At 70.6% G+C, this 26,949-nt stretch carries 31 protein-coding genes and 1 tRNA gene; 10 read left to right on the plus strand and 22 right to left on the minus strand.

What is annotated here, in order from left to right:
* Nucleotides 1–7 precede the first annotated feature (7 nt).
* The 5 genes from glpK to BLR46_RS15365 all read right to left on the minus strand — a co-directional run bounded on the left by glpK (nt 8) and on the right by BLR46_RS15365 (nt 5,150).
* Nucleotides 8–1,528, minus strand: coding sequence for a glycerol kinase GlpK (glpK, locus tag BLR46_RS00910; RefSeq protein WP_093248047.1), 1,521 nt, complete (start codon nt 1,526–1,528; stop codon nt 8–10).
* 73 nt (nt 1,529–1,601) lie between these two features.
* Nucleotides 1,602–2,189 (minus strand): hypothetical protein, encoded by a 588-nt coding sequence (locus BLR46_RS00915; RefSeq protein ID WP_093248049.1) that lies wholly within the window; start codon nt 2,187–2,189, stop codon nt 1,602–1,604.
* A complete protein-coding gene (locus BLR46_RS00920) occupies nt 2,186–3,109 on the minus strand; it encodes a hypothetical protein (RefSeq protein ID WP_093248051.1) in 924 nt (307 codons plus the stop codon). Before BLR46_RS00920 ends, BLR46_RS00915 begins: the two co-directional genes overlap by 4 nt.
* A 5-nt stretch (nt 3,110–3,114) precedes the next feature.
* Entirely contained in the window at nt 3,115–4,407 is a 1,293-nt protein-coding gene (locus BLR46_RS00925) for a hypothetical protein (RefSeq protein WP_093248053.1), read from the minus strand.
* Nucleotides 4,404–5,150 (minus strand): hypothetical protein, encoded by a 747-nt coding sequence (locus BLR46_RS15365; RefSeq protein ID WP_245701426.1) that lies wholly within the window; start codon nt 5,148–5,150, stop codon nt 4,404–4,406. Before BLR46_RS15365 ends, BLR46_RS00925 begins: the two co-directional genes overlap by 4 nt.
* A 105-nt stretch (nt 5,151–5,255) precedes the next feature.
* Here BLR46_RS15365 and BLR46_RS15370 point away from each other — a divergent pair, with 105 nt between their 5' ends.
* Nucleotides 5,256–5,885 (plus strand): MBL fold metallo-hydrolase, encoded by a 630-nt coding sequence (locus BLR46_RS15370; RefSeq protein ID WP_245701427.1) that lies wholly within the window; start codon nt 5,256–5,258, stop codon nt 5,883–5,885.
* Between the two features lie 48 nt (nt 5,886–5,933).
* Nucleotides 5,934–6,923 carry a UDP-glucose 4-epimerase GalE gene (gene galE, locus BLR46_RS00935; RefSeq protein ID WP_093248057.1) on the plus strand — a complete coding sequence of 330 codons (990 nt, stop codon included), beginning with the start codon at nt 5,934–5,936 and terminating at the stop codon, nt 6,921–6,923.
* 162 nt (nt 6,924–7,085) lie between these two features.
* On the opposite strand, the gene BLR46_RS00940 is transcribed toward galE, so the two are convergent.
* Together BLR46_RS00940 and BLR46_RS00945 are read right to left on the minus strand one after the other, a co-directional pair.
* Nucleotides 7,086–8,426 carry an MFS transporter gene (locus BLR46_RS00940; protein ID WP_093248059.1) on the minus strand — a complete coding sequence of 447 codons (1,341 nt, stop codon included), beginning with the start codon at nt 8,424–8,426 and terminating at the stop codon, nt 7,086–7,088.
* A 2-nt stretch (nt 8,427–8,428) separates the two neighbouring features.
* Nucleotides 8,429–9,610: a TerC family protein gene (locus BLR46_RS00945; RefSeq protein ID WP_245701429.1), complete on the minus strand. Its 1,182-nt coding sequence runs from the start codon at nt 9,608–9,610 to the stop codon at nt 8,429–8,431.
* A 120-nt stretch (nt 9,611–9,730) separates the two neighbouring features.
* Between BLR46_RS00945 and BLR46_RS00950 the strand changes: the two genes are divergently transcribed.
* Nucleotides 9,731–11,635 (plus strand): penicillin-binding transpeptidase domain-containing protein, encoded by a 1,905-nt coding sequence (locus BLR46_RS00950; protein WP_176761603.1) that lies wholly within the window; start codon nt 9,731–9,733, stop codon nt 11,633–11,635.
* Nucleotides 11,636–11,641: 6 nt separating this feature from the next.
* On the opposite strand, the gene BLR46_RS00955 is transcribed toward BLR46_RS00950, so the two are convergent.
* The 7 genes from BLR46_RS00955 to moaA form a co-directional block, all read right to left on the minus strand.
* Entirely contained in the window at nt 11,642–12,235 is a 594-nt protein-coding gene (locus BLR46_RS00955; protein ID WP_245701431.1) for a cation diffusion facilitator family transporter, read from the minus strand.
* A 57-nt stretch (nt 12,236–12,292) separates the two neighbouring features.
* Nucleotides 12,293–12,712 carry a universal stress protein gene (locus tag BLR46_RS00960; protein WP_176761604.1) on the minus strand — a complete coding sequence of 140 codons (420 nt, stop codon included), beginning with the start codon at nt 12,710–12,712 and terminating at the stop codon, nt 12,293–12,295.
* Nucleotides 12,713–13,028: 316 nt separating this feature from the next.
* Entirely contained in the window at nt 13,029–13,499 is a 471-nt protein-coding gene (gene moaC, locus BLR46_RS00965; RefSeq protein ID WP_093248067.1) for a cyclic pyranopterin monophosphate synthase MoaC, read from the minus strand.
* 4 nt (nt 13,500–13,503) lie between these two features.
* A complete protein-coding gene (locus BLR46_RS00970; RefSeq protein ID WP_093248069.1) occupies nt 13,504–14,712 on the minus strand; it encodes a molybdopterin molybdotransferase MoeA in 1,209 nt (402 codons plus the stop codon).
* Nucleotides 14,713–14,743: 31 nt separating this feature from the next.
* Nucleotides 14,744–15,160 (minus strand): molybdenum cofactor biosynthesis protein MoaE, encoded by a 417-nt coding sequence (locus BLR46_RS00975; RefSeq protein ID WP_093248071.1) that lies wholly within the window; start codon nt 15,158–15,160, stop codon nt 14,744–14,746.
* Between the two features lie 49 nt (nt 15,161–15,209).
* Nucleotides 15,210–15,443 carry a MoaD/ThiS family protein gene (locus BLR46_RS00980; protein WP_093248073.1) on the minus strand — a complete coding sequence of 78 codons (234 nt, stop codon included), beginning with the start codon at nt 15,441–15,443 and terminating at the stop codon, nt 15,210–15,212.
* 1 nt (nt 15,444) lies between these two features.
* Complete coding sequence (moaA, locus tag BLR46_RS00985) at nt 15,445–16,461, minus strand: GTP 3',8-cyclase MoaA (protein ID WP_093248075.1); 1,017 nt, start codon at nt 16,459–16,461, stop codon at nt 15,445–15,447.
* A 58-nt stretch (nt 16,462–16,519) separates the two neighbouring features.
* On the opposite strand from moaA, the gene BLR46_RS00990 reads away from it, so the two are divergent.
* A complete protein-coding gene (locus tag BLR46_RS00990) occupies nt 16,520–17,188 on the plus strand; it encodes a helix-turn-helix transcriptional regulator (protein ID WP_093248077.1) in 669 nt (222 codons plus the stop codon).
* On the opposite strand, the gene mgrA is transcribed toward BLR46_RS00990, so the two are convergent.
* From mgrA to BLR46_RS01005, 3 genes are read right to left on the minus strand one after another with little or no spacing between them, the layout of a single operon-like run.
* Nucleotides 17,157–18,200 (minus strand): L-glyceraldehyde 3-phosphate reductase, encoded by a 1,044-nt coding sequence (gene mgrA, locus BLR46_RS00995; RefSeq protein WP_176761665.1) that lies wholly within the window; start codon nt 18,198–18,200, stop codon nt 17,157–17,159. The genes BLR46_RS00990 and mgrA overlap by 32 nt on opposite strands.
* Before the next feature lie 52 nt (nt 18,201–18,252).
* Complete coding sequence (locus tag BLR46_RS01000) at nt 18,253–18,717, minus strand: low molecular weight protein-tyrosine-phosphatase (protein WP_093248081.1); 465 nt, start codon at nt 18,715–18,717, stop codon at nt 18,253–18,255.
* 5 nt (nt 18,718–18,722) lie between these two features.
* On the minus strand, nt 18,723–19,217 hold the full coding sequence (locus BLR46_RS01005; protein ID WP_093248083.1) for a flavodoxin domain-containing protein: 495 nt from the start codon (nt 19,215–19,217) through the stop codon (nt 18,723–18,725).
* 105 nt (nt 19,218–19,322) lie between these two features.
* On the opposite strand from BLR46_RS01005, the gene BLR46_RS01010 reads away from it, so the two are divergent.
* Together BLR46_RS01010 and BLR46_RS01015 are read left to right on the plus strand one after the other, a co-directional pair.
* Nucleotides 19,323–20,459, plus strand: a complete 1,137-nt coding sequence (locus tag BLR46_RS01010; protein ID WP_425441377.1) for a 6-phosphofructokinase — start codon at nt 19,323–19,325, stop codon at nt 20,457–20,459.
* Nucleotides 20,460–20,562: 103 nt separating this feature from the next.
* Nucleotides 20,563–21,234, plus strand: a complete 672-nt coding sequence (locus BLR46_RS01015; protein ID WP_093248089.1) for a maleylpyruvate isomerase family mycothiol-dependent enzyme — start codon at nt 20,563–20,565, stop codon at nt 21,232–21,234.
* A 1-nt stretch (nt 21,235) separates the two neighbouring features.
* On the opposite strand, the gene BLR46_RS01020 is transcribed toward BLR46_RS01015, so the two are convergent.
* The gene (locus tag BLR46_RS01020) at nt 21,236–22,798 is read right to left on the minus strand and encodes a helicase HerA-like domain-containing protein (protein ID WP_245701433.1); all 1,563 of its coding nucleotides are present in this window, start codon (nt 22,796–22,798) and stop codon (nt 21,236–21,238) included.
* 109 nt (nt 22,799–22,907) lie between these two features.
* On the opposite strand from BLR46_RS01020, the gene BLR46_RS01025 reads away from it, so the two are divergent.
* Together BLR46_RS01025 and BLR46_RS01030 are read left to right on the plus strand one after the other, a co-directional pair.
* On the plus strand, nt 22,908–23,201 hold the full coding sequence (locus BLR46_RS01025; RefSeq protein WP_093248093.1) for a type II toxin-antitoxin system VapB family antitoxin: 294 nt from the start codon (nt 22,908–22,910) through the stop codon (nt 23,199–23,201).
* A gap of 40 nt (nt 23,202–23,241) precedes the next feature.
* Entirely contained in the window at nt 23,242–23,799 is a 558-nt protein-coding gene (locus BLR46_RS01030) for a LytR C-terminal domain-containing protein (RefSeq protein ID WP_093248095.1), read from the plus strand.
* A gap of 47 nt (nt 23,800–23,846) precedes the next feature.
* On the opposite strand, the gene BLR46_RS01035 is transcribed toward BLR46_RS01030, so the two are convergent.
* The 3 genes from BLR46_RS01035 to BLR46_RS01045 form a co-directional block, all read right to left on the minus strand.
* Nucleotides 23,847–23,934, minus strand: a tRNA-Ser gene (locus BLR46_RS01035).
* A 54-nt stretch (nt 23,935–23,988) separates the two neighbouring features.
* The gene (gene tadA, locus BLR46_RS01040; RefSeq protein ID WP_218118326.1) at nt 23,989–24,423 is read right to left on the minus strand and encodes a tRNA adenosine(34) deaminase TadA; all 435 of its coding nucleotides are present in this window, start codon (nt 24,421–24,423) and stop codon (nt 23,989–23,991) included.
* A gap of 23 nt (nt 24,424–24,446) precedes the next feature.
* The gene (locus BLR46_RS01045) at nt 24,447–25,040 is read right to left on the minus strand and encodes a tRNA adenosine deaminase-associated protein (RefSeq protein ID WP_093248099.1); all 594 of its coding nucleotides are present in this window, start codon (nt 25,038–25,040) and stop codon (nt 24,447–24,449) included.
* Nucleotides 25,041–25,151: 111 nt separating this feature from the next.
* On the opposite strand from BLR46_RS01045, the gene upp reads away from it, so the two are divergent.
* Nucleotides 25,152–25,793, plus strand: coding sequence for a uracil phosphoribosyltransferase (gene upp / locus BLR46_RS01050; protein WP_093248101.1), 642 nt, complete (start codon nt 25,152–25,154; stop codon nt 25,791–25,793).
* A gap of 1 nt (nt 25,794) precedes the next feature.
* Complete coding sequence (locus BLR46_RS01055; protein ID WP_176761605.1) at nt 25,795–26,454, plus strand: GNAT family N-acetyltransferase; 660 nt, start codon at nt 25,795–25,797, stop codon at nt 26,452–26,454.
* Here BLR46_RS01055 and BLR46_RS01060 read toward each other — a convergent pair whose 3' ends face one another.
* Nucleotides 26,455–26,913: a GyrI-like domain-containing protein gene (locus BLR46_RS01060; RefSeq protein WP_093248105.1), complete on the minus strand. Its 459-nt coding sequence runs from the start codon at nt 26,911–26,913 to the stop codon at nt 26,455–26,457. It abuts the gene before it with no gap.
* Nucleotides 26,914–26,949: the final 36 nt, after the last annotated feature.

Raw genomic sequence — 26,949 nt, forward strand, 5'->3', positions numbered from 1 at the left:
AGCCAGGTCAGCTCACGTCGTCGTCGACCCAGTCGAAGCTGCGGGTGACGGCCTTCTTCCAGTTGCGGAAGAGCCGCTCGCGCTCGGCGGACGCCATCTGCGGCCGCCAGCGACGGCCCTCGGACCAGTTCGCGACGACGTCCGCCTCACCCTCCCAGAACCCGACGGCGATGCCCGCGGCGTAGGCGGCGCCCAGCGCCGTGGTCTCCGCGACGACCGGGCGAACCACGTCGGCACCCAGCTGGTCGGCCTGGAACTGCATCAGCGTCTCGTTGGCCGTCATGCCGCCGTCGACGCGGAGTTCCGCGAGCTTGGTCGCCGAGTCGGCCTCCATCGCCTCGAGCACCTCCCGGGTCTGGTACGCCGTCGCCTCCAGCACGGCGCGGGCGATGTGGCCCCGGTTGACGTAGCGGGTGAGGCCGACGAGCACGCCGCGTGCGTCCGAGCGCCAGTAGGGGGCGAACAGACCGGAGAAGGCGGGCACGAAGTAGGCCCCGCCGTTGTCCTCGACGCCGGCCGCGAGTTGTTCGACCTCCTCGGCGGAGCGGATGATGCCCAGGTTGTCGCGCAGCCACTGCACGAGCGACCCGGTGACCGCGATGGAGCCCTCCAGCGCGTAGACGGGGGGCGCGTCGCCGATGCGGTAGCAGACGGTGGTGAGCAGCCCGTTGTTCGAGAGGACGGGCTCCGTGCCGGTGTTCATGAGCATGAAGTTGCCGGTGCCGTAGGTGTTCTTCGCCATGCCCACGTCGAAGCAGGCCTGCCCGAAGGTGGCGGCCTGCTGGTCGCCGAGGATGCCGGCGATCGGCACGCCGTCGAGCATCCCGCGTGAGCGGCCGTGGCCGTAGACCTCGGCGGAGCTGCGGATCTCGGGCAGCATCGACGTGGGGATGCCCATGTCCGCGGCGATGTCCTCGGCCCAGGCGAGGGTCTGCAGGTCCATCAGCATGGTGCGGGAGGCGTTGGTGACGTCGGTGACGTGCACGCCGCCGTCCACGCCCCCGGTCATGTGCCAAAGCAGCCAGCTGTCCATCGTTCCCATGAGCAGCTCGCCGGCCTCGGCCCGCGCGCGGGCGCCGTCGACGTTGTCGAGGATCCATTTCACCTTCGGGCCGCAGAAGTACGTCGCCAGCGGGAGCCCGACGCGGTCCTTGTAGCGATCCTGCCCGGCCTCGCCGCCCAACTCCTCGACGATGCGCGCCGTGCGGGTGTCCTGCCAGACGATCGCGTTGTGGACCGGTTCCCCGGTGGTCCGGTCCCACACGACCGTGGTCTCGCGCTGGTTGGTGATGCCGACGGCCGCCAGGTCCCGGTGGTTGAGCTCCGCCGCGGAGAGCGCCTCGGCGACGACGGCGCGCACGTTGCGCCAGACCTCCATCGGGTCGTGCTCCACCCAGCCGGCGCGCGGGAAGATCTGCTCGTGCTCCTTCTGGCCGACGGCGACGACGCGGCCACCGTGGTCGAAGACGATGGCGCGGCTGCTCGTCGTGCCCTGGTCGATGGAAAGGACGTACTGCTTCTCGGTCACGGCGCTCACTTCCTCGGGGACTCTCCCCCATCTTGCCGGGGTGCGGGTCCGCCGGCGGCCGGACGCGCCAAGGTCAGAGGTTGGCGCCGTACCAGTCGAGGAAGTCCTCGATGAGCGCGTCCAGTTCCTCGGCGTCGAAGTCGCTGCCAAGGTCGGGTGAGATCGTGAGGTCGGCGTCCTTGGTGGCGGCCGCGCAGTTCGTCTCCCCGCTCGGGCTCTCGCCGCAGACGGAGTTGCCGACCTCCCGGTGTCCCGAGAGCCGCTCCATCATCGCCTTGTACGAGCCGAAGTTCATGTGGACGACGAAGGTGAACTGGCGCCCGTCAGATCCCTCGTAGCTTCCCTGCGAACGTCCCTCGTCCACCCACGCGGCCGCGGGGAGCAGCTGGTAATCGCCGACCTCCTCGGGCAGCGGCACCTGGCCCGCGGTGCCGAGGAACGTGGGCGGCCCGACCTTGCGGGGCGGGAACCCGCCGAAGTCTGCGGGATCGATGCTCTCCCCGCCGACCACCGGACCGCTGCCTGGCGCGGCCCCGGGCACCGGGAGCGTCGCCGAAGCGGTCGGCTCGGGTTGGGGCACCGGAATCGGCCGTCCGCCGCCGCAGCCGGCGAGGAGCCCCAGCGCGGCCATGAGCGACAGGACGATGCGGCCGCGCCTCAACGCTCGACGCCGTCCGCGGGGCCGCCCGGGTAGTTGGGCTTCGGGATGTCGGCAGCAGGCGGTGCTGGTACGTCGGCCGAGGTGTCGCCCGCCCGTCGACCCGCCATCGCCGCGCCGCTCGGCCAGCCGCCGCTGATCACGACGGGCGCCGAACGCACCTCGCTGAGCTCGCTGCCCAGCGACGACGACGGCGCATCCGCCACCCCGAGGGCCTCCGGCAGTCGTCCGAGGCACTGCTCCAGGGTGTTGCGCATGCTCGCGGTGTGGACGTAGTAGCGGCCCTCCTGCGGCACGTAGCACTGGGCGGATGCGGCTCGCGCCCCCGTGACCTCTCGGTACACGACGCTCAGCACGGCCTTGTTGAGGTCGGCGGCCGCCGCGTACGCCCTCGTCAGCGCCCGGGGCATGTTGACGAACTCCTTGCACGCCTCCACCTGCACGCCCGTCATGGTGCGGTACTGCGCGTAGGCGGAGCCCGACCAGCCCTCCACGGATTGCAGCTCGGGGACGCGGCCGGTCACCGCCGCGGCGTCGGAGGCGACCGAGCGCCAGCGCTCGGAGACCGCGGTGAGCTCATCCGGGAGCGGGATCTTGGGGATCGCCTCCTTCTCGACGAGCGCCCGGATCTTCGCCATCGCGTCGCGGGCTCCGTCGACGATGCCGGCCACGGCCGCGTCGAACTTCGCCTTCTCGCCCCAGTAGTTGAAGCCGTCGCGCAGGAACGCCTTGGCCTCCATCCAGAAGCCGTCCGCCTGCGCCTTGTCCATGGCGATGGCGGACTCGAGCGCCTCCTCGAGGTCGGTGAGCGCCTGACCGAGCTTCTGGTACTCCGCGCTCGCCGCGCGGTCGCCGTACTTGGCGGTGTAGTCGCTCAGTTGCTGCCCGACGGTGCCCGCGAAATCCGCGGCGGTGGTTACCATGCTGCTCAGCTCCCGACCCCGGACGCCGTGGCGGCACCCGTCTGCTCGTTGGACTCGTACGCGTCCGCGGCGCCACCGAGGCTCTCGCCGATGCCGTTGAACTCCTCGCTGGCCTGCGCAGCCCACTGCTCGACGCTGGCGGCCAGCTCACTCGACGGGCCCGCCGCGGAACTCGCGAAGCCGAGGTCCGCGGGAACCTCCATGTTGGCGCGGCTGGCGCTCACGGTGTCCGCCGACTCGTGCCACTTCTTGGCCGCCTCCCGGAGGTTCGCCGGCTCCACGGCGTAGCTGGTGTCACCGCCCCCGCCGGATCCGCCCGATGTGCCCGCACCGGTCGCGCCGCCGGACGCCGAGCCGCCCGCGCTCGTCCCGCCGGTGCCCCCGCCGGAGGGGAGCCCGCCGCTCGTCGACCCCCCCGAGGGCGCGGACCCGCCGTAGCTCCCACCGCTCGGGTAGGAGCCGCCCGGGTAGGAGCCGGTCGACGTGCCGCTCCCGCCCGTGGTGCCTCCGGCCGTTCCGCCGCCGACCGGGTCGGCACCGCCGCTGCCCGGTCCGCCGGGGTACGTGCCTCCCGTCCCGACGCCCCCCGGCGAGGTCCCCGGGTACGGGGGTGTGGTCTGTCCGCCGGGCGCGGTGGTCGTCCAGTCGGGGCTCCGCGGCGCGGTCGGGACGTCGCCGGCGTTGCCGGGCGAGCCGAAGTCCCAGTTGCCGTCGTCGGTGTTCGGCGCGCCGAGGTCGCGGCCGTTCCAGCCGGGGACCAGGTCCGCGTAGGCGGGGTCGCCCGGGAAGATCGGGTGGGAACCGCCGGGGTGCCGGGGGTCGCCGGGCAGGATCGGGTCGCCGGGCTGCCAGCCCTCCGGGATGGTGAGGCGCTCGTCGCTGCCCGAGGCAAGCACTCCCCCGGGCCCGCCCGGGGAGCCGCCGCCGAACCCACCACCGGCGCCCGCGGCCCCAGCCCCACCGCCGGCCATCGGCGCCCGTGCCGCGCCCATCGCCCCGGCGGCCGCCGGACCGGCTCCGACCGCTCCGGCGCCGAGCGCACCTGCACCGGCTGCCCCGCCAGGGGCCGCGACGGCTCCGGGTCCTGCCCCGGACCCGCCCATCCCGGCCATCATCATGGGGGGCGGCGTCCCGCCCTGGCCCTCGCCGTCCCTGCCGCCGGCGGCGTTGGGGTTGATCAGGGCCTCGCGCAGTTCGGGGTCGTGGAGGAGGTCGTCGCTGTCGGCGCGGATGCCGCCGAACTTCGACTCCGCCGCGCGCCGCTGCAGCTCCCGCCAGGCTTCCTCTGCTTGGTTCATCGACGCTCCTTCTGGTTGAGCAGGGCATGGAAGCCGGCCGTCAGCACGTCGTGTTCCACCCGGAACCGCTCCAGTTCGGCAAGGCTCCCGTCGGCCACGGGTTCGAACTTCTCCCGGGCGCGTTGCGCCGCCGTCAGGACGTGCGTGCAGATGGCGCCCACCTGCGCCTCGTCGAGCCAGTTCTCGTCGAACTGCACCGACGACGGGTGACCGTGGTCGTCGAGCGTGACGACGACACCGGCCGACTTTCCGCTGGCCGGCCTCCGAATCGGGCGCGGCGCTGCCTCCGCCCGGGCGATCGCGTCATCCCAGCGGCGCTTGTGCTCCTCCATCATCCCGAGGTAGGCGTTCATCGTCTCCGTGGTGAAGGGCGGGAGGTCGCCGAAATCGAGGGACCCGTAGTCCACCTGCTCACGGTCTGGCGCCTCACCCAACCGGAGCGACGACACCCGGAAGGCCTGGCGGAACGCGTCCGCGAGCGTCTTCCCCGGGGCCAGCCGCTGGAACCACACCGGGCTGACCCGCACCTTGCCCAGGCGGCCCTCCTCGTCGAACCAGATCCGCACGATGCCGTCAGTGCCGGCGAATCCGCCGTCGCCGGCCTCCCCCAGTTCCTCGCCGGCCACGGGATCCTCATCGTCGGCGGGAACCTCGGCCGCGGACGTGTCCGGGGCCGGGGACTCCCCGACGCCCACCGGCGGCGCCAGCGGGTCGTAGTCGTCGTCGAACAGCTTCGTGGACACGCGAGGCAGTATGGCATTTCTCGCGGGTCAGCTCCGAACCCCCACGGCCCACGCGGCCGGTGCCGGGCCGTAGAGTGGCAACAGCCGCCCAAGTCAGGAGGAACCGTGTCCACAGCCCGCATCGAACGTCTGGTGACCGCCGGCAACGCCGACCCCGAGGGGCCGCCCGAGCACGAGAACAACGTCTGGATCGTGGGCGACGACCGGAAGGTCGTCGTCGTGGATCCCGCGCACGATGCCGAGGCCGTCTTAGACGCGGTCGGGGGACGCGAGGTCGTGGCGGTCCTGCTCACCCACGGGCACTGGGACCACTCGCGCTCCGCCCCCGAATTCGCGGCCATGGTGCACGCGCCCATCTTCCTCGGCGAGGCGGACCTGTTCCTGTGGGAGGACGCCACCGGCCTCGAGGACGGCTTCGCCCCACTGTCCGACGGGGCGGAGTTCGAGGTCGCAGGGACCACCCTGCGGGCGGTGAGCACCCCCGGTCACACGCCGGGTTCGACGTCGATCCGCATCGACGAACTGGGCGCCGTGCTGAGCGGCGACACCCTGTTCCCCGGCGGGCCGGGCGCCACGCGCTGGGACTACTCGAGCTTCGCCACGGTGATCGCGTCGGTGCGCGACAAGCTGTTCACCCTGCCCGACGACACCGTCGTGCACCCCGGCCACGGGGAATCCACGACGATCGGCGCGGAGAAGCCGCACTTGGACGAATGGATTGCGCGCGGGTGGTGAGCGCCGCCCCTGCGCCAATACGATGACGCGGAGACAGAAGGGCGGAACATGAAGATCCTCATCACGGGCGGGGCCGGCTACATCGGCTCGACGGTGGCGTCGGCCAGCGAGGACGCGGGCCACGACGTCGTGATCCTCGACGACTTCTCGACGGGGCGCCGCGAGTTCCTCCGGGGCCGCACCTCCTACGAGGGCGACATCGCCGACGAGGCACTGCTGGCCCGGATATTCACCGAGCACCGGATCGACGCGGTCGTGCACTGCGCGGCTCGCATCGTCGTTCCGGAGTCGGTGGCCGACCCGCTCGGCTACTACGAGAACAACGTCAGCAAGACCGTGACGCTGCTGCAGGCGCTGGAGCGCCACGGCGTGGGGCGGTTCCTGTTCTCGTCCTCGGCGTCGATCTACGCCCCGGACGAGCAGTTCGTCGTCACCGAGGAGTCGCCGCTGGCGCCCGGCTCCCCCTACGCGCGCACCAAGTACGTCGTCGAGCTGATCCTCGAGGACTTCACCAAGGCCTCCGACGTGCGGGTGCTCAGCCTGCGCTACTTCAACCCCATCGGCACCGACCCCCAGCTGCGCTCCGGCCAGCAACTCGAGAAGCCCACCCACGTGCTGGCGAAGCTGCTCGAGGCCTGGTCGAACAAGGAGACCTTCACGGTCACCGGCGTCGACTGGCCCACGCGCGACGGGTCGGGGATCCGCGACTTCATCCACGTGTGGGACCTCGCCCGGGCACACGTCGCCGCCCTCGAGGGCTTCGACGCGGCGACGGCCGAGCGCCCCTACGAGGTCTTCAACATCGGCACCGGCAACGGCGTGACCGTGAAGGAGCTCGCCGCGAGCTTCGAGCAGATCACAGGTGACCCGCTGGCTGTGCAGTTCGGCCCGCCGCGCCCGGGCGACGTCGCTGGGGTCTACACGGTCTCGTCGAAGGCGAAGGACGTGCTCGGCTGGGAGGCGCAGCTCAGCGAACTCGACGCCGTCCGCGACGCCATCGCCTGGCTGCCGAAGCGCAAGGAGATGCTGGGCTACTGAGCGGCGCCTTGTTGGCCCCGCCTGTTGACCCGCTAGTCAGTCGCTTCCGCCCACAGTTCCCGCCGCCTCTTGCGGTCGTGCCGGTCCTTCAGAGAGAACGCGACGAAGACGACGCCGCACACGGCCAGGAACCACAGCACTCTGCGCATCATGCGGCTGAGTCTAGTTCGCCGCACGGGCGCGGAGGTCTTCCGTGCCGCGGTCGAAGTCCTCGACGCCGATCTTGGTGCTGGCCCAGATGAACAGCCCCGCGAGGAACAGGTAGCCGAGCGCCATGGCGGCGAACGCCGCCGGGGAGTCGCCGTCGGGGGGCAAGAGCGCGGCGACGAGGACGGCCGCCACCACGAACGCCCCGTTGAAGCCCATGTCGTAGAACGTGAACGCGCGCCCCTTGTAGCGCTCCCCGACGTGCGCCTGCACGAGCCCGTCGACGCAAATCTTGACGCTCTGGGCCACGAGGCCGATCAAGAAGCTCACGACGAGGACGGCCCACTTCGCGTCGGTGAAGGTGGTGACCGCCTGCGCGACGGCCCCTAGGACCAGCAGCACGACGACGGTGTTGCGCAGCCCTAGGTGGCGCACCAGCGTCGGGACGAGGCCTGCGGCGAGCAGGAAGCCGGCGCCCGTGAGCAGGCCCCACATCGACAGGTCCCCGAGGGCCGCCTCGGGATCGTCGACGGGGTGCCAGACGTTGCGGGCGATGAGGATCACCATGATGCTGAACGCGCTGAAGAGCACGCGGCTGGCGGTCATCGACAGGAGGCCGGTCCAGGCCGCCGGGCGGCGGCGGATGTGCGCGGCGGCGTCGGCGAGACCGGTCAGCACCGCCCGCAGGTGGACGGCGGTGGCGTGCTCGTGCTCGGGGCCGAGCCCCCGTCGCGGGAACCGGGAGGCGACGAGGGTCGAGCAGACGAACAGCGCGGCCGAGAGCAGGAACACGACACCATCGGCCTGGTGCGCCTCCAGCGTGCCCGCGAGGACGAACCGGGTGCCGAAGCCGAGCACCCCACCGATCACGACGCCCAGCGGGCCGAGCGTCGGGACGATGGACGAGGCCGACAGGTACTCGTCGGGATCGACGGTGTGCTGCAGCCCGGCCGAGAGCCCCGCCAGCATGAACCGGTTGATGCTGAGTGCCACGAGCAGGGCCAGCATCATGACGAGGATGCCCCAGCCGCTGGTCTGTCCGGTGAAGATGAGCGCGCCGATCAGGAGCGCGAGCCCGGTCCGCACCAGGTCGGAGCAGAGGGCGATGTTGCGACGGGGCCACCGGTCGAGCAGCGGGGACACCAGCGGGCCGAGGATCGTGTACGGCAGGAGGGAGACCGCGAGAACGCCGGCGATGGCCCAGGCGTTGGGCTGGGACTGCGGCGAGAAGAGGATGTAGCTCGCGATGCCCACCTGCAGCGTGCCGTCACCGGCCTGCGACAGGGTGCGGAGCAGGAGCAGGCGGCGGAATCCGACGTGGTGCCACAGACGCCGCAGCGCCCGCCAGAACTCCATCCCTACCTGCCGGCGGCGTGCATCGCGTGAGCCTTCTCGACGAGGTCGTCGTGGCCGTCGTTCTTCGCCGACTCGACGTGTCCGGGGTCGTAGGACTCGAGGCTCGCCTCGAGCTCGAGGATCCGCTGGTAGGCGGCCTCGCGCTCCTCCGGGGTCTCCTCGACCTCGGTGTGCAGGTAGGCCGTCGCGGCGCGGTGCAGCGCGGTGACGGTGGACAGCGCCTTGCCCTTGGGCGAGTAGACGGATGCGAGCACCGTGATGGCGAGGATGCCGACGATGACGGGCAGCGACTCGAAGGCGCCGATCTCGATCACCGGGACCGGGTTGCCGCCGTTGATGAACGGCACCTCGTTCTCGTGGAGCGCGTGCAGCACCAGCTTCACGCCGATGAAGAAGAGGATCGCGGTGAGCCCGTACTTGAGGTACACGAGGCGGTCGAGCAGGCCGTCGATGAGGAAGTACAGCTGCCGCAGACCCATCAGGGAGAACGCCGTCGCCGTGAACACGATGTAGACGTTCGTCGTCAGGCCGTAGATGGCCGGGATGGAGTCGAAGGCGAAGAGGATGTCGGTGGCGCCGATGGCGACCATGACGAGCAGCATCGGCGTGAGCACGCGCTTGCCGTTCTCGTAGGTGAACAGCTTGTCGCCGTCGTAGTGGTCCGTGGTGTGCAGGAACCGCTTCGCGAGGCGGATCATGAAGTTGTCCGCCTCGTCGCGGTCGTCCTTCTCCGGCATCAGCATGTGGATCGCGGTCCAGATGAGGAAGAGGCCGAAGATGTAGAACATCCACTGGAAGTTGTCGATCAGCGCCTTGCCGGCGAAGATGAACACGCTCCGGGCGATGAGCGCGAAGACGATGCCGAAGAGCAGCACCTTCTGCTGGTCCGCCCGCGGCACCTTGAACGCGCTGATGATGATGAGGAAGACGAAGAGGTTGTCGACACTGAGCGCCTTCTCGAGGATGTAGCCGCTGAAGTATTCCGCGCCCATCTGGTGCCCGCCGAACACCCACACCGCGATGCCGAACGCGATCGCGATGCCGACGTAGATGGCCGACCAGATCGCGGCCTCGCGCAGAGTGGGGATGTGGGCCTGCCGGACGTGGAACACAAAGTCGAAGAGCAACAGCCCTGCGATCACTGCAATGGTGACGAGCCAAATGGGCAGTGAAATCTCACTCAACGGTGGACACTCCTAGTTCGGTGGAAACGCGGGGCCATGGGCCGAACGCGCGTTCTCCAGAGTAGCCCACGGCGCAATCGCGGAATAAATCTGTATCCTTTGCCGCGAAGGGAGACCACCGTGATCCGACACTGGCTGGCCGCGCTCCTGGCCGCCGTACTCCTGGTGGCCGGCTGTGCGCCAGATCCGCAGGAGGACCAGGCCGACGAGGGCACCGAGTCCGCCGCCTCCGCGCAGATGGAACCGCCGACAGACCTCCCCGCCGCCGACGACGCCGCTGCTGTCCTCGCCGAGGCGCTGGCCGCCGGTGACGTCTCCGCGATCCCCATGCAGTCGGCTGCCGCGGCGGCCCAGCAGGAGCTGGAGGTCATCGTCGCCGGCATGGACGACGTGGCGCCCACGATCACGGTCGGCGACATCAGCTACTCGGGTGAGGACAACTCCGCGACGGCCACCTTCCAGTACTCGTTCCCGATCGGCCACGAGCCGTGGACCTACGAGACCCAGCCGGTGTTCAAATGGGTCGACGCACAGTGGCGGCTCGTGTGGTCACCGACGGTCATCCACCCGGAGCTCACCGAACTGTCCCGCATGCGCCGCGTCGTCACGGAGCCGAAGCGGGCCCCCATCAACGACCGCAACGGCGTCGCCCTCGTCGAGGAGGTCTCGCTGTTCGAGGTCGGCATCGACAAGGCGAGCGTCGACCAGGCGCAGTGGGCCGCGTCGGCGCGGCAACTCGCGACGGTCCTCGACATGGACCCGGCCGCCTTCGAGAACAAGGTCCTCCGCGGCGGCGAGCGCCAGTTCGTGATCGCCCAGACCCTCCGCCAGGTGGACATCCCCTCCGGCGTGGCCGCCATCCCGGGCATCCACGTCAAGGAGACCAAGGCCACCGTCGGGCCCAGCGACGGGTTCGCCGCCAGCCTGCTGGGGATCGTCGGTACGCCGACCGCGGAGATGATCGCCGAGTCCGAGGGCCGGCTCACCGAGACCGACGTCATCGGGCTGAGCGGCCTCCAGTCGCGGTACAACGAGCGGCTGGGCGGAGTGCCCGGCGTGCGCGTCGAGCTCGTCCCGAGGTCCGAGGAGTCCTCGTTCCAGACGAAGGTGGTGTTCAACCAGGAGGAGTCGGTGGGTGCCCCCATCACCCTCTCGTTGGACACCGACTTGCAGGCGAAGGCCGAGGACATCCTCGGCGGGCAGCAGGGAATCGCGTCCATCGTCGCCATCGACCTCGCCACGGGCGGAATCGCGGCGGCGGCCAACTCCCCCGCCGCCGGCACCTATCCGTATGCCACCTACGGCAAGTACGCCCCGGGCTCCACGTTCAAGGTCGTCTCCGCGCTGGCCATGGTGCGCAAGGGGGCGAAGGCCTCGTCGACGGTGGAGTGCACCCCACAGCACACCGTCGGCAGCTACACCTTCAACAACTACCCGGGCTACGCCCACACCGGCAACATCACGCTGGCCGACGCCATCGCCTACTCCTGCAACACCGCGTTCACACGGGCGTCGGCGAACGTGACGGGCGCCGAGCTGCACGCTGCGGCGGGCTCGCTCGGCGTCGGCACCGACTACGACGCGGGCTTCACGTCGTACTTCGGGACCGTGGACCCGCAGAACGACATCGACCGTGCCGCGTCGATGATCGGTCAGGGCCAGGTCACGATGTCGCCGATGGGCATGGCGGCCGTCGCGGCGTCGGTGGCCAAGGGCGAGACGGTGGTGCCGTGGCTCGTCGACGAGTACCGCGCAGCACCGAACGCCGCCCCGTTGACGGCGGCGGAGGCGGGCGAGTTGCGGGCGATGATGGCCGAGACGGTGAACAAGGGGACCGCGACGATGCTCAAGGGGCTGGCCACCGGCGCGAAGTCCGGCACGGCGCAGTTCGGGGCGCAGGGGCAGCAGAGCACCCACGCGTGGATGATCGCCTACTCGGGCCAGTACGCGGTGGCCGCGTTCGTCGAGGTCGGGGACTCGGGCGGCACCGTCGCGGCGCCCCTGATCCAGCAGCTGCTGAGCTGACGCGGATCAGGCGTGGTCGAACTCGATCTCGGGTTCCTCGGCCCTGGCCTGCTCGAAGACCTCCTTGGCGGCGCCCAGGTTGACGGCGGCGAGCAGGAGCCCGGCGGCGACGTCCGGCCAGGGTGACACCCACACGAACGTGACGAGGCCGGCCGCGACGATCAGCACGTTGCCGAGGACGTCGTTGCGGGCCGCGAGCCATGCGCCGCGGAGGAGCGCCCCGCCGCCTCGCAGGCGCATCAGCAGGATGGCGCAAACCAGGTTGACGACCATGGCGAACACCGCCGTCCCGGTGAGCGCGAACGCCTCCGGCGCCGACGGGTTGGCGAGCTTGTAGACAGCGGTCCCGAGCGCCGCCACGGCGGGGATGAGGATCAGCCCCGCCAGCGCGTAGGACGCCTTCCTCCGCGAGGCGACCGACCAGCCGAGCGCGGCGAGGACGAGCGCGTTGATGAGGAAGTCCTCGAGGAAGTCGGCGGCGTCCGCCCAGAGGGCCACCGAGCCGATGGCGGCCGCGATGGTTCCTTCGACGAGCGCGCCGAGCAGGTTGAGCCCGGCGACGACTCCGACTATGCGGCGGGCTGAGCGGTTGAGGTCCACAATCCGAAGGCTACGCCCACTGCCCGGCCCGCTCGTGAAGCGGCTGCGTCCCCCACGTCAGCCGTGCTTGCCGCCGCGGATGATCACCAGCGGGCATTCCGCGTGGTGCGCGAGCTGGCTGCTGACCGAGCCGAGGATCAGCCTCCGGAACGCCCCCATGCCCCGGGCACTGACCACCAGCATGTCGGCCCCGCGGGAGTGGTCCACCAGCGCGTTCGCGGGACTGGCGTCCTCGACGGCCAGGGTCTCGACGGGCACGTCGCGCACCTCCGTCGCGAACTGGGCGAGCACCCGCTCCGCGTCCTGCTTGGGCCGCAGGAAGATCGCGTCCGCCTGCTCCGGGCTGGCGATCGTCTCGGACACGTACGGCGGGTGGTACACGAAGACCAGCTCCAGCGACGCGCCGTGCAGCCGAGCCTCCTCGGCCGCCCACTCCAGGGCCCGCTTCGAGGCGTCGGACCCATCAACTCCTACCACTATCCGGCCCATGATTCCTCCGATCATCGTCCTACTACTGATCGTAGGCTGGAAGCCGAACCGGCGCTCGAAATAGCCCTGAAGACCGGCCCATCGGCCGAGAGGGCGTGGCCGAACATCGCCGCCGAGCCGGCCGGGCGCCCGGCCGACTGGGTGCGGCCGGGAGCGACAGGCGCGGCCGGGAAGCTCGAGCGGAGAATCGCGTCGGCGGCCCTAAGAAGAAACACCGAACACAGCGCGAAGCAACGCCTCGATCCCAGACCGGGGACGCAGGGGCCGCCGACGCGATTCTCCGTCGAGCCCCCAGACGAAATAATCAGTCCGGCCGCACCCAGTCGCCCGAACGCCCGCCGGACTTGGCCACGATCTTCGCCGACACGATCTCGGCCGACCGGTCAACCCCTTTGATCATGTCCACCACCGCCAGCGCCGCGACCGTAACGGCCGTGAGTGCCTCCATCTCGACGCCGGTGCGGTCGGCGGTCTTGACGGTGGCGCTGATGGCGACGCCGTGGTCGACGATGTCGAGCTCCACTGAGCAGCCGTGGACGCCGATGGTGTGCGCGAGCGGCAGCAACTCGGGGACCCGTTTGGCGGCGGCGATGCCGGCGACGCGGGCGACGGCGAGGACGTCGCCCTTGGGGACGGTGCCGTCGCGCAGGGCGGTGACGACCTCGTCGGAGCAGGCCACGAAGCCGACGGCGGTGGCGCTGCGGACGGTGGGCTGCTTGGCGGTGACGTCGACCATGTAGGCGCGGCCGCGGGTGTCGAGGTGCGTGAACTCCATGGGGTCAGTCCACCAGATACACGTCGACGGTGTCCCCCGCGGCCACGTCGGTGGTCTCGGCCGGCACGACGGCGAGGCCGTCGGCGAGGACGAGGGAGGCGATGAGGTGCGAGCCGGAGCCCTTCTCGTGGGCGGGGACTACGCCGTCCTCCCCGACGACGACGGGGATGAACTGCTGTCGGCCGGCGGGGCTCTTCCAGCCCCAGGAGGCGGGTAGGCGCAGCTTGCGCCAGGGGATGTGGCGGCCAGTCATGGCGCCGAGCACCTCGCGGAGGAAGGCCCAGCCGGAGACGAACACGGAGACGGGGTTGCCGGGCAGCCCGAGGAAGACGATGGTGCGGCCGTCGGGCGTGGTGATGCGGCCGGAGGCCTGCGGCTTGCCGGGCTGCATGGCGACGGGTTCGTACTCGGCCTCGGTGAGCGCGGTGCGTACGACGTCGAAGGCGCCGACGGAGACGCCGCCGGTGGTGACGACGACGTCGGCCTGCTGGGCCGCCTCGTCGAGGATGCGACGGAAGGCGCCCGGGTCGTCGCCCGCGCGATGGGTGCCGACGACCTCGGCACCGAACCGACGGGCGAGCCCGGCGACGAGGTACGTGTTGGAGTCGGGGACCTGCCCGAAGCCGGGCTCCTGGCCGGCGGCGACCAGTTCGTCGCCGGTGGCGATCACCGCCACGCGGGGCCGGACGTACACGTCGACCTCCCCGTAGCCGACGGAGGCCAGCGAGGCGAGGGCCGCGGGCGTGAGGACGGAGCCGGCGGCCATGACGGGGTCGCCGGGCAGGACGTTGCCGCCGCGGAGCCGGACGTTCTGACGGACGTCGACCGGCTCGCGCACCTCGACCCGTTGGGGCAGCGGCGCCTCGCCGCGGGGCTGGTCGGTGGCCTCGACCGGCACGACGGCGTCCGCACTGGGGGGCATGGGGGCGCCGGTCATGATCCGGGCGGCCTGGCCCTCGCCGACGTCGGGGACCGAGGAGGCGCCGGCGGGGACGTCGCCAACGACCTCGAGCACCACGGGGCCCTCGAGCACGTCGGACGCCCGGACTGCGTACCCGTCCATGGCGGAGTTCGTGAACGGCGGCACCGGCAGCTTCGCGACGACGTCCGAGGCCAGGACCCGGCCCTCGGCCTCCGCGAGCGGGAGCCTCTCGGTGCCGAGCGGCGACGCGAGCGCGCGCACGATCTCTTGTTGTTCGGCGACTGTCCTCATGTGTTCCTCTCCGCGCACCTCGGGCGAGCGATCAGGGGCACTGCGACCATTCGTGCGTGCCGTCGGTCAGGTACTGCTTCTTCCAGATGGGCAGGACTTCCTTGACGCGGTCGACGAGGTCGGCGGCGCAGTCGAACGCCTGCCTGCGGTGGGAGGCGGAGATGGCGACGTAGAGCGCGACCCCTCCGATGCCGAGCACGCCGACGCGGTGGTGGGCGGCGATCGCGTGGACGCCCTCGCGGGTGGCGAACTCGTCGACGACCTGCCGCATGACCTCGTCGGCGGAGGGGTGGCCCACGTACTCGATCTGGGTCACGGCCTTGCCGTGGTCGTGGTTGCGGACGGCGCCGCAGAAGCTCACGACGGCGCCGGCGCGGTCGTCGGCCACCGCCGCGTAGAGGGCGTCGCAGTCGATGTCGACGTCCACCACTGCCGCGATCTTGTTCATTCGGTCACCCTAACGGTTGGGGGTCTCGGCGCTCGGGGCGGGGTCTGCCCTACCCGCCGGCGAACGGCGGGAGCACGTCGAGCTGGGCGACGTCGTCGAGGGGCCCCTCGCTGCGGCGTTCCCCGTCGGCGAGGAGCGACGAGGCCACCAGCACCTTGGCGAGGCGCGCGTTGTCGGCGCCCAGTTGTGCCCGCAGCGACTCCACGGTGTGTCCGCTCGCGTCGACCTCGAGGGTGTCGGTGCCGGCGGCCTCGGCGGCGCCGGCGAAGAAACGGATCAGCATGTCATCCTCCGATTGCACTCATGTTGCGCTCCGGCTGGACGAAGCCGTCCTCGTCGATGCCGTGGGCGCGGGGCTTCAGTCGGTGGGCGCCGGTCCAGGCGTCGGCGAGTTCCTGGTCCGAGGCGCCGCCGCGCATCATGGAGCGCAGGTCGGTCTCCGTGTTGGAGAACAGGCAGGTGCGGACCTGGCCGTCGCTGGTGAGCCTGGTGCGGTCGCAGGCGCCGCAGAAGGGGTTGGTCACGGACGCGATCACGCCGATCCGACCGCCCGGCTGGGTCCCGTCGGGGAGCACGTCCCAGATCTCGGCGGGCGAGGTGCCGCGCGGCTCGTCGACGGGCACGAGCGTGAAGCGGGTGTGCAGGGTGTCGAGCAGTTCGCGCTGGGTCACCATCTGCGAGCGGTCCCACTCCCCCTTCGGCCCCAGCGGCATCTGTTCGATGAAGCGCAACTGGTAGCCATTGCGGAGGGCGAACTCGGCGAGCGGGATGGCGTCCTGCTCGTTGACGCCTCGCATGATGACGGAGTTGATCTTGACGGGTTTCAGGTCTGAGGCGGCCACCGCGTCGATGGAGCGCAGCACGTCGGCGAGGCGGTCGCGTCGGGCGAGCTGCTTGTAGCGGTCGCGGTCGAGGGAGTCGAGGGAGATGTTGACGCGGTCGAGGCCGGCGGCCGCGAGCGCCGGGAGCTTCCTGTCGAGCCCGATGCCGTTGGTGGTGAGCGCCGCCTCCGGCGCGCCGCCGTGGTGCGCGGTCATGGCCTTCGTGCCGGCGACGATGTCGGCGAGGCCGGGTCGGATGAGCGGCTCTCCGCCCGTGAAGCGGACCTTGGTCACGCCGAGGAGCTCGACGGCGACGCGGATCAGTCGGATGGTCTCGTCGTCGGTCAGGGTCACCTCGCCAGGCATCCACTCCATGCCCTCCGCGGGCATGCAGTAGGTGCAGCGGAGGTTGCACCGGTCGGTGAGTGAGACTCGCATGTCCCGCGCCACCCTGCCGTACGCATCCTTGAGGCCTAGCATGATCAGGAATCCTACTTCTTATTTACCAAAACATTGAATCAAGGGGCATGATTGGTCCATGGCAAGTCACGGTCTCGGTCCGACGCGGGCGAAGGTGCTGGAGCTCCTCCAGCAGTCGAACGCGCCCCTGACCGCTGCCCAGGTCGCTGAGGTGCTCGATCTGCATCCGAACTCCGCCCGCCACCACCTGGGGCAGCTCGTGGAGTCCGGCTTCGCGGAGCGCGCGCCTCTTCCCACGAAGACTACCGGTCGCCCGAAAGTCGGTTTCACCCCCTCCCGGCAAGCGCCGTCGGTGAGCGATCGGCACCTCATCGACCTGACCACCATGTTGCTCGACCACTTCTGCGCCGACGACGCGTCCGCCGAGCGTGCGGGGGTCCAGTGGGGCTCGCGGCTGCGCGAGGGCAACGCCAACGTGGGCGAGGTCATCACCGCGATGAAGGAGTCGGGGTTCTCCCCCGAGATCGACGGCCAGGTGCTCAACTTCGGCCGCTGCCCGTTCCGCTCGACGATGGCGCCCGAGACCCTGCAGGCGGTGTGCAAGGTGCACCTCGGGTTCCTGCGCGGCGCGCTGCCCGACCGGGAGGTCGGCGAGTTCGAGATCGGGCCGATCTGCAAGGTGCACGTGAGCGGGGAGCTCGGGGCCGATCCGACGATCGGCCCCGAGCACCACCGCCCCGCGGAGCCCGTGCTGCTCAGTGAGCCGACGAGCGCGCCCAGAGGTTGATGCCGCCGTCGACGGCGTGCTGGTCGATCGTCTCGATTTCCTCGTCGGTGAAGACGAGGTTCTCGAGCGCGCCGAGGTTCGTCTCCAGCTGCTCCACCGAGGAGGCGCCGATCAGCGTCGACGTGACGCGCTCGTCGCGCAGCGTCCACGCAAGCGCGAGTTGCGCCAGCTTCTGGCCCCGCGACTTCGCCACCTCGTCGAGCGCCCGCAGGTGCGTCAGCGTCTGCTCGCTCAGGTGGTTCTCCGGCAGCGAGCCGCCACGCGCCATGCGTGAGTCCTCAGGGATCTCGCCGCCGAGGTAGCGGTCGGTCAGCAGGCCCTGCGCGAGCGGGCTGAACGCGATGACGCCCATGCCGAGCTCCTCCGTCGCGTCCAACAGGTGCTCCTCGATCCAGCGGTTCAGCATCGAGTAGCTCGGCTGGTGGATGAGGAGCGGCGTCCCGAGCTCCTGGGCGATCTGCGCGGCCTCACGGGTTTTCTCCGCGGAGTACGACGAGATGCCGACGTACAGCGCGCGGCCGGAGCGCACCGCCTGGTCGAGGGCCATCATGGTCTCCTCGAGCGGGGTGTCGGGGTCGAACCGGTGCGAGTAGAAGATGTCGACGTAGTCGAGCCCCATCCGCTTCAGGGACTGGTCCAACGAGGCGAGCACGTACTTCCGGGAGCCGCCGCCCTGGCCGTAGGGGCCGGGCCACATGTCGTAGCCGGCCTTGCTGGAGATGATGAGCTCGTCGCGAAGGCCGTGGAAGTCCTGCCGCATGATGGTGCCGAAGTTGATCTCGGCCTGCCCGTAGGGGGGCCCGTAGTTGTTCGCCAGGTCGAAGTGCGTGATGCCGGCGTCGAACGCGCGCCGGAGGATGGCGCGCTGCACCTCCATCGGCTTGTCGTCGCCGAAGTTCTGCCACAGCCCCAGGGAGATGGCGGGCAACTTCAGGCCGGAGCGCCCGCACGCGCGGTAGGGCATGCGGCCGTCGTAACGATTCTGGTCGGGAACATACGTGGGATACACCATGCGGTCCATCTTGCCGCTCCCCCTCCGCCGGGGGCGGGATTCCACGGAAAGGCTACGCGCGCGTCCCGCGGGCGACGTCGTCGAGGAGGTTGGGGATGGCGCGCTCGAGCACGCCGAGGGTGGCCTCGAAGCCGTCAAGGTCCCCGTACCAGGGGTCGGGCAGCGGGGCGCCCTTCTCGGACTCGGGGTCGTAGTCGGTCACCAGTCGGATCTTCGCCCGGTCCACGCCGAGGCGGGCCAGCCGGTCCCCGTGGTAGTCCTCCGCCACGACGAAGAGGTCGACGTCCTCGATCAACTGCTGGTCGATGCGTCGTGCGACGTGGCCCTCCACGTCGTAGCCCCGCTCGCGCAACAGGCGCTGGGCGCGACGGTCGATCGGGGCCCCGGCCTCCTCGGCACTGGTGCCGGCCGACGTGAGCCGCACGTCGAGACCGCGCTCCGCGGCGAGCTTTCTCGCGACCCGCTCGGCCATCGGCGACCGGCAGATGTTGCCCAGGCAGATGAACATCACATGCATGGGCCCTACTCTGCCAGTCTTGCCCCAGCGAGGTCGTCCGCCCAGCCCGCGATGGCGGCGGGATCGATGTGGTCCTGGACCCCCTGGCCCAGCATCCGGAGCATGAGCCGCTCCCACCACTTGACGCGTTCCGGACGGAAGCGCCCGGCGAACGACTCGCTCGCCACCGGCTCGACGATGCCCGCGGCCTCGTCGTTGTAGGCGAGCGCGTCCTCCCGCTTGCTCGGGTCGGCGGCGGTGAGGCACACGTTGAAGAGCGCCAGCCTGCCGCGCAGCTGGTCGGCGTGCGTGGAGAGCCACTCCAGCGCCTCGGGGTTCCAGTTGCTGGCGAGGATCCCGCTGCCGACGACGTAGAAGTCCGCCCCCTCGGGCGACGGCTGGGCGGAGGCGGAGGCGACGGTCACCTGATGACCCAGCCGGCGGAACTCGCGGGCCAGCAGGTTCGCGACGTGCGCCGTCGTGCCCGCGCGCGTGCTGTACACGATGAGGATCCTCGACATGCCTCCACGATAGGCCCAGACGGTCCGGCGGACCCCACGGGGTCGGCGTCGGCACGCGACGCATCGGAGCGCGGCGGCACGGTAGTGTCTGACGCACCACCGACTATGGAGGCCAGGAGCATGGGCAAGCGCATCGGAGTCCTGACGGCCGGAGGCGACGCCCCCGGGCTCAACGCAGCGATCCGGGGACTCGGCAAGGCGGCCATCGGGCGCCACGGCATGGAGATCATCGGCTTCCGCGGCGGCGTGCGGGGCCTCGCCGAGGACCAGTGGGTCAACCTCGACCACACCTCTCTGTCAGGCATCCTCACCGCGGGCGGCACCATCCTCGGCACGAGCCGCGACAAGGTGCACAAGATGATGGTCGACGACCAGCCGACCGACATGATCCCGACGATCGCCGAGGTCGTCGAGCGCAACAAGCTCGACTGTGTGGTGATGCTGGGCGGCGGCGGGACGGCGAAGAACGCACTGCGCCTCCACCAGGCGGGGATCCCGGTGATCCACCTGCCGAAGACGATCGACAAGGACATCGCGCACACCGACAACACGTTCGGGTTCTCCACCGCCCTGGAGATCGCCACCGACGCCATCGACCGGCTCCACTCGACGGCCCACTCCCACCACCGGGTGATCATCGCCGAGATCATGGGCCACAAGGCCGGCTGGCTGGCGCTGGGCGCCGGCATCGCCGGCGGCGCCGACGTCATCCTGCTGCCCGAGATCCCGTACGACCTCTCCTCCATCGTCGAGACCATCGAGCGCCGCAAAGCGCGCGGGACGAACTTCTCCGTCCTCGCGGTCGCGGAGGGGGCGCGCGACATCCGCGCCACCGCCGAGCTCAACGCGGCCGAGTCGCTCATCAAGACGGCGCCCACGCCGGAGGCCAAGGCCATCGCACGGAGCAACTTCGCCCGCATCCAGGACGAGCACCGGGAGAACCCGTTCCGGCTGGCCCGGGAGGTGGAGGCCGCCACCGGACTGGAGAGCCGCGTCACGATCCTCGGCTACGTGCAGCGCGGCGGGACGCCGTGCGCGGAGGACCGGATCCTCGGCTCGGTGATCGGAGCCGCCGCCGCGGACCTGATCGACGCGGGCGAGACGGGCATCATGGTCGCCTCGAAGGGCGAGGGGGCAGCCCCCGTCCCGCTGGAGGACGTCGCCGGCAACCTCTCGCTGGTACCCATCGACCACCCCTGGATCCAGACCGCTCGCGACGTCGGCACCGGGCTCGGCGACTGACCCGCCCCATCGAACCCGGACGGGGGTCGTCCAGCACGCACGGCCCCCGTCGACGCGTTCCGGGGGCACAATGGAGGCATTCCTTTCGGGGGAGGGACTTCCCATGGCAGACGAGGGCGAGCGGGCGGCGGAGCTCTACACGCAGGCGCAGGAGGCGATCCTCGAGCTCGTCACCGAGGACAACGAGCGGCTGCCAGTGCCTGCCTGCCCCGGGTGGGAGTTGCGCGACATCGTCGCCCACCAGACCGGCGCCCTCATCGACCTCATCACCGGCAGCACCCGCGGCTTCCCCAGTCCCGCGTGGGCGGCGGGGCACGTCGAGCGGTTCAGCGCCCGGGACCTGTTCGAGATCCGGGACCTCTGGCGCGACGCGGTCAGGTTCGAGTCGGCCGCGCTGTTCCGCGAGCGGGGCCTCGACATGCTGCCGGACATCGTCACCCACGAACTGGACGTGCGCAGCACCCTCCACGACGACAGCGCCCGCGACGAGGAGCGCGTGCGCGTCGCGTTCGACGTCATCGTCGGCTGGCTCGATCGAGCCTGGCGCGAGGCCGGGCGCCCCGCGCTGCGGTTCGAGACGGAGTCGCGGTCGGGCGTCGCCGGGGAGGGTGAGCCGCGCGCCACGCTGAGGGGATCGACGTTCGAGCTGTCGCGGGTGCTGACGGGCCGCCGCTCCGATGCGCAGATGCGCGCCCTCGACTGGTCGGCGGACCCGTCGCCGTGGCTCGACCACCTCTCCGTCCTCGGCCGGCGGGACACCGACCTGCTGGAGTAGCTCAGCGTTTCTTCAGCATGCCGAAGAGCCCGCGCACGACCTCCCGCGCCGCCGTCCTCGCGGCCTGGCGGAACGCGGTGGACTTCGTGACGCTCTCGATGAGGCTGGGCTCGGGCCGGCGGCTCCGGCCGGAGCGGGGCGCCTCTGGCCGCGCCTGCCTCTCCGCGCGCGCCCGCTCCTCGGCCTCGGCCTCCGCCCGCGCCTCCGCCTCGGCCGCGGCAGCGCTCTCCTCCATCCGCTTCACCAGTAATTCGTACGCCGACTCACGGTCCACGGCCGCGCCGTACTTCGCGCTGAGCGGCGAGTGCCCGACGATGCGCTCCAGCTCCGCGTCCGGGGTCGGGTCCATGGACGCCTTCGGTGCCCACATGCGGGTGTGCGCGACGGGCGTCGGCGCGCCCTCCTCGTCCATCACCGTGACGACGGCCTCGCCGATCCCCAGCTCCTGCAGGAGTCGCTCGAGGTCGTAGCCGGAGACCGGGTAGGTGGCGACGGTGGCGCGCAGGGCCTTCGCGTCGTTCGGCGTGTGCGCGCGCAACTGGTGCTGCACGCGGGAGCCCAGTTGGGCGAGCACGTCATCGGGCAGGTCCTTGGGCGTCTGCGTGACGAAGAACACGCCCACACCCTTGGACCGGATCAGCCGGACGGTCTGCGTTATGGAGTCGAGGAACGCCTTCGACGCGCCCTTGAAGAGCAGGTGCGCCTCGTCGAAGAAGAACACCAGCTTCGGCCGGTCGACGTCGCCCACCTCGGGCAGCGTCTCGAACAGGTCCGCCAGCAGCCACATCAGGAACGTGGAGAACAGCGCCGGCCGCGACGCGAGCTGCGGCAGCTCCAGCAGGGAGATCACACCGCGACCGTCGGCCGCCGTGCGCAGGAGCTCCGCCGGGTCGAACTCCGGCTCGCCGAAGAAGGCGTCACCGCCCTGGTCGGAGAGCGCGACGAGCGAGCGCAGGATGACGCCGGCGGTCGCGGTCGACACGCCGCCGATCCCCTTCAGCTCGGGCTTGCCCTCGTCGGAGGTCAGGAATCGCAGCAGTTCGACGAGGTCCTTGAGGTCCAGCAGCGGCAGCCCCGCCCGGTCTGCGTAGTGGAACACGAGCCCGAGCGAGGACTCCTGCACTTGGTTGAGGTCCAGCACCTTGGACAGCAGCAGCGGCCCGAAGTCGGTCACCGTGGCCCGCACCGGAACACCGTGTCCTTGGCCGCCCAACGCGTAGAACTCGACGGGGTACGCCGTCGGCGCCCATTCCTGGCCCAGCGGCGCGACGCGCGCCAGCAGCTTCTCGCTCGCTTCACCCGGTGTGGCGAGCCCCGACAGGTCGCCCTTGATGTCCGCCGCGAACACCGGCACGCCGGCGGCGCTCAGTGCCTCGGCCATCACCTGCAGCGTCTTGGTCTTCCCGGTGCCCGTGGCGCCCGCGACGAGGCCGTGGCGGTTGAACATCGCCAGCGGGAGGTTGATGCGCACGTCCGGCACCGGGGCGTCGTCGTGCATCAGCACCCCCAGCGTGGCCGAGGCGCCGTCGAAGGTGTAGCCGTCCTGGATCTCGTGCACAGTCACGTTACGGAACTCTACTGAGGAGTACCGCCGCCGGCCGGGGTTTGCCCTGATGCGGGTCCGCGGGCCCGGCATCCCCGGGGGCGGCGCGCATGCACGGTAGTATCGCCACGTGATCTTCAAGCGCGTTGGGGAGGGCCGACCCTACCCGGACCACGGCTACAAGCCCCGCGATTGGAGCGCCATCGCACCCCAGCAGGTGCGCCTGGACGAGCTGGTGACAACCAAACGCACCCTCGACCTCGAGGCGCTGCTCGACGAGGAATCCACCTTCTACGGCGATCTCTTCGCCCACGTCATCAGTTACGGCGGCGAGCTCTACCTCGAGGACGGCCTCCACCGGGCGCTGCGCGCCGCGCTCCAGCAACGCCAGACGTTGCACGCGCGCGTGCTCGAATTGAAGTAAGTTGGGCCAAGCCGCCCGCAGAAAGGACTACGACGTGCGAATGTTTCGTCTGATCGCGACGCCGGTTCTGCTGCTTGGCTTGCTCGGTTTCCTGGTCTGGGGCGCGTCGTGGGGTTGGCGCAACCTCACCGCACCGCTGCCGTCGCCCTCGCCGACGCCGTGCGTGACGAGGTCGGCGCAGGTGATCACTGCGGCCAACGTGAGCGTGCGGGTGTTCAACGGCGGCTTCGCCACAGGACTCGCAGGGCGGGTGGCGGCCCACCTCCGCAACAACGGCTTCGAGGTGCTCCGCGTCGCGAACACCGACGAGCGGGTGGCGGAGACCATCATCCGCGGCAGCGCGGAGAACGAGCCCGCGCTCACGCTCCTCCAGTCGCACTTCCGGGAGTCGGTGATCCAGCACGACGATCGCGTGGACGGTTCCGTCGACGTGCTCGTCGGCACCACGTACATGGGCGTCAACCCGAACCCGCTGCCCGAGGTGGCCACCGAGGGGGGCGTGACGTGCGAGTACCCGTCGCCCTCCCCCTCGCCGTCGCCGTCCGCCTCGCCCGGCGGCAGCGCCGCGCCGGACCCGTCCGCGTCACCCACCAGCTGACAAAACGAAGAATCCCCCGGACTGGTCCGGGGGATTGCTTTTTCGCCTGGCGGTGACGGAGGGATTTGAACCCTCGGTGGGTTGCCCCACACTCGCTTTCGAGGCGAGCTCTTTCGGCCGCTCAGACACGTCACCGTGCGGTAGCTTACCGTCAACCTTTCTCCGCGCGCCAATCGACGGCAGCGGCCGTCAGGGGCGGCGCGCGTCGAAGAACGCCTCGATGGGGGCCGCGCACTCCTCCGCGAGCACGCCGCCGCTCACCTCGACGCGGTGGTTGAGCCGGGAGTCGCGCACGACGTCGAACAGGCTGGCGACCGCGCCGGCCTTGGGGTCGTAGGCGCCGAAGACCAAGCGCTGGATGCGGGAGGCGACGATCGCTCCGGCGCACATCGTGCAGGGTTCGAGCGTGACGACCAGCGTGCAGCCGGTGAGCCGCCACTCCCCCAGCTTCTCCGCGGCGCGCCGGAGCGCGAGGATCTCGGCGTGCGCGGTGGGATCCTGCAGGAGTTCGCGCTCGTTGCCGGCGGTGGCCACCACCTCACCGTCGGGGTCGAGGACGACGGCCCCGATCGGCACGTCACCGTGGGCCTCCACCTGCCGGGCCACCTCCATGGCGAGCCGCATCGTCGGGTGCCAGCGGCCGCCCATCACTCCTCGTCGAAGGACGCCGCCGCGAGCCGGAACTGGTCGCCGATCTTCAGCTTGTCGGCGATGAGTTCGACGAGGTCCACCGGGTCCGAGTCGTAGTCGGTGGCGATCGCCTCGAGCTCGAAGCCGCGCAGGCCGCTGGCGGAGAACATCTCCATGTCGCCCAGCGGGTACGAGTCCTCGTCCTCGTCGGGGATCTCCTCGCCGAGGTAGTCGACGACGTCACGGGCGAGCGGCCAGTCGTTGGCGGCCGTCGCGTCGGAGAGCAGCACCTCGACGACGCGGCCGCGGGCGCGCACGATCACGAAGAAGTCGTTGTCGACGGAGACGAACGCGTCGGCGCCGGAGTCGCCCGGCAACCGGGACAGCTGGCGGATGAGCTCGTCGAGGTCGTTGGCCAGGTCGAAGTCGAGGGGGACCACCGTCGGCTTCCCGTCCTCGCGGTACGCCGCGACGACGAAGTCCACGTCGTCCTCGGTCGCGTCGTCGAGTTCGAAGTCGTCGTCGCTGTCGTCGTCATCCTCCAGGTCCGCATCGTCGTCGCCGTCCTCCACGAGGTCGAACGGCTCAGCGTCTTCGTCGAACACGCCCATCGCACGGCTCCCTTCACTTGACCGGACCTCAATCCAACCACGCTTTGCCGGATCGCACATTACCCGGCCCGAGTTTGGGTGTCGGCATCGGGTGTGTGGGAAAGTGAGCGTGTGGAAGTACGTGTCGTCTCGCATCCCCTCGTTGATCACAAGCTCACGCTGCTGCGTGACCGCACCACCGTCCAGCCCACGTTCCGGCGCCTGGTGGAGGAACTGGTAACGCTGCTGGCCTACGAGGCCACCCGCGGCGTGCGCGTCCACCAGCACCAGATCGAGACCCCGGTGGCCCCCACCGTCGGCACGAAGCTCGACGAGCCGGCCCCGATGGTGGTGCCCATCCTGCGCGCCGGTCTCGGGATGCTCGACGGCATGTTGCGCCTCGTGCCCACCGCCGAGGTCGGGTTCCTCGGCATGCTGCGCGACGAGGAGACCCTCGAGCCCAAGACCTACGCCGAGCGCCTCCCCGAGGACCTGTCGGGCCGACAGTGCTACGTCCTCGACCCGATGCTGGCCACCGGCGGCTCGCTCGGCGCCGCGGTGAAGTACCTCGTCGGGCGGGGCGCCGACGACATCACCTGCATCTGCCTGCTGGCCGCCCCCGAGGGCATCGCCAACATGGAGAAGCTGCTGGAGGACCTCGAGGTCCCGTGCACACTCGTCGTCTCGGCGGTGGACGAGCGGCTCAACGAGCGCGGCTTCATCGTCCCCGGCCTCGGTGATGCGGGCGACCGGCTCTACGGCCTCACCCACTGACATGGACTGGGCGGACCTCTGGCCGCCTTTCGGGCTCGCGCTGCGCTGCGGGCCGATCGAGCTGCATCCCGTGCGGTTCGACGAGCTGCCCCGGCTCATCGAGCTGATCGACGGCGGGATCATCGCCGACGACGTGCCCAATTACCCGATGACGAGCCCCTTCGGGCTGGGTGGCTACACCGTCGCCGAGCAGCGCGACTCGCTGCAGTACTGGTGGTCGACGTGGGCAAACCTCCGGCCCGCCGACTGGGTCATCCCCATGACGGTCCTTCGCGACGGGGCGCCGGTCGGCGTCCAGGAGATCGCCGGGCACGACTTCCCCACCCTGCGTTCCGCCTCGACCGGCTCATGGCTCGCCGTGGCGCACCAAGGCAGGGGCACCGGCACGTTGATGCGTCAGGCGATAGCGATGTTCGCGTTCGACCACCTCGGTGCGCGCGAACTGATGAGCGGCGCCTTCCATGACAACGCGCGCTCGCTGGCGGTCAGCCGGAAAGTGGGCTACCGCGAGAATGGGCGCAAGCTGCTCGCGCGAGGCACGGGCGAGGTCGACGAGGAGATCCGCGTCCGGCTGCTCCCCGAGTGGCTCGTCCGACCCGGGCACGCGCTCGAGGTCGACGGGTTGGAGCCGCTGTTGGAGTTCCTCGAGATCGGGCGCTGATCAGTCGTCGAGCGACCAGAACAGGTCGGTGTGCAGGTTCTTCTGCGGCGTCGACGACGGATCGCTGACGTAGACCTCGAAGACCTTGTGCCCGGGCGTGTGGCCCTGCTCGGTGATCCAGGCGGCGAGCCGCTGCCAGGCCTGGGGCAGCTCCTCGTAGGGGCCGACGTGGCTGTCCTTCGCGAACCGGCCGGCGGGCAGCGCGCTGGCGACCACCTCCCCGGAGTCCTCGATGACGCGGTCGACAGTCACGCCCGCCTCGAGCTCGGCGCTGTCCTCGTGCATCACCAGGTAGAGCCCGAACGGCTCCCCCGGCTCGACGCCCTGCTCGCGGAGCGCGGCGTGGACGGCGTTGTAGGCCCGGTCGTAGAAGGTGGTGAGCTCGTCGAGCTTCTCCTTGCTGCGCACCACCGCGGTGGGGATCGCGTCGCGTTCGACGATCGTTCGGTTCTCGGTCATGGCTTCCCCCTGTGGAGACGGTTTCGCCGGTACCGC

It is taken from the genome of Tessaracoccus oleiagri (assembly GCF_900103275.1).
Lineage (GTDB): Bacteria > Actinomycetota > Actinomycetes > Propionibacteriales > Propionibacteriaceae > Arachnia > Arachnia oleiagri.

Coding starts and splice junctions, on each gene's coding strand:
- BLR46_RS01055 (WP_176761605.1), top strand. CDS start 25,795: ATGGACTGGGCGGACCTCTGGCCGCCTTTCGGGCTCGCGCTGCGCTGC.
- BLR46_RS01000 (WP_093248081.1), bottom strand. CDS start 18,717: ATGCATGTGATGTTCATCTGCCTGGGCAACATCTGCCGGTCGCCGATG.
- moaA (WP_093248075.1), bottom strand. CDS start 16,461: ATGCTAGGCCTCAAGGATGCGTACGGCAGGGTGGCGCGGGACATGCGA.
- BLR46_RS00990 (WP_093248077.1), top strand. CDS start 16,520: ATGGCAAGTCACGGTCTCGGTCCGACGCGGGCGAAGGTGCTGGAGCTC.
- BLR46_RS00975 (WP_093248071.1), bottom strand. CDS start 15,160: ATGAACAAGATCGCGGCAGTGGTGGACGTCGACATCGACTGCGACGCC.
- BLR46_RS00920 (WP_093248051.1), bottom strand. CDS start 3,109: ATGGTAACCACCGCCGCGGATTTCGCGGGCACCGTCGGGCAGCAACTG.
- BLR46_RS01015 (WP_093248089.1), top strand. CDS start 20,563: ATGGCAGACGAGGGCGAGCGGGCGGCGGAGCTCTACACGCAGGCGCAG.
- BLR46_RS00970 (WP_093248069.1), bottom strand. CDS start 14,712: ATGAGGACAGTCGCCGAACAACAAGAGATCGTGCGCGCGCTCGCGTCG.
- galE (WP_093248057.1), top strand. CDS start 5,934: ATGAAGATCCTCATCACGGGCGGGGCCGGCTACATCGGCTCGACGGTG.
- BLR46_RS00980 (WP_093248073.1), bottom strand. CDS start 15,443: ATGCTGATCCGTTTCTTCGCCGGCGCCGCCGAGGCCGCCGGCACCGAC.
- BLR46_RS01005 (WP_093248083.1), bottom strand. CDS start 19,217: ATGTCGAGGATCCTCATCGTGTACAGCACGCGCGCGGGCACGACGGCG.
- BLR46_RS01060 (WP_093248105.1), bottom strand. CDS start 26,913: ATGACCGAGAACCGAACGATCGTCGAACGCGACGCGATCCCCACCGCG.
- BLR46_RS01045 (WP_093248099.1), bottom strand. CDS start 25,040: ATGGGCGTGTTCGACGAAGACGCTGAGCCGTTCGACCTCGTGGAGGAC.
- BLR46_RS00940 (WP_093248059.1), bottom strand. CDS start 8,426: ATGGAGTTCTGGCGGGCGCTGCGGCGTCTGTGGCACCACGTCGGATTC.
- tadA (WP_218118326.1), bottom strand. CDS start 24,423: ATGCGGCTCGCCATGGAGGTGGCCCGGCAGGTGGAGGCCCACGGTGAC.
- moaC (WP_093248067.1), bottom strand. CDS start 13,499: ATGGAGTTCACGCACCTCGACACCCGCGGCCGCGCCTACATGGTCGAC.
- BLR46_RS00925 (WP_093248053.1), bottom strand. CDS start 4,407: ATGAACCAAGCAGAGGAAGCCTGGCGGGAGCTGCAGCGGCGCGCGGCG.
- BLR46_RS01030 (WP_093248095.1), top strand. CDS start 23,242: ATGTTTCGTCTGATCGCGACGCCGGTTCTGCTGCTTGGCTTGCTCGGT.
- BLR46_RS01010 (WP_425441377.1), top strand. CDS start 19,323: ATGGAGGCCAGGAGCATGGGCAAGCGCATCGGAGTCCTGACGGCCGGA.
- mgrA (WP_176761665.1), bottom strand. CDS start 18,200: ATGGTGTATCCCACGTATGTTCCCGACCAGAATCGTTACGACGGCCGC.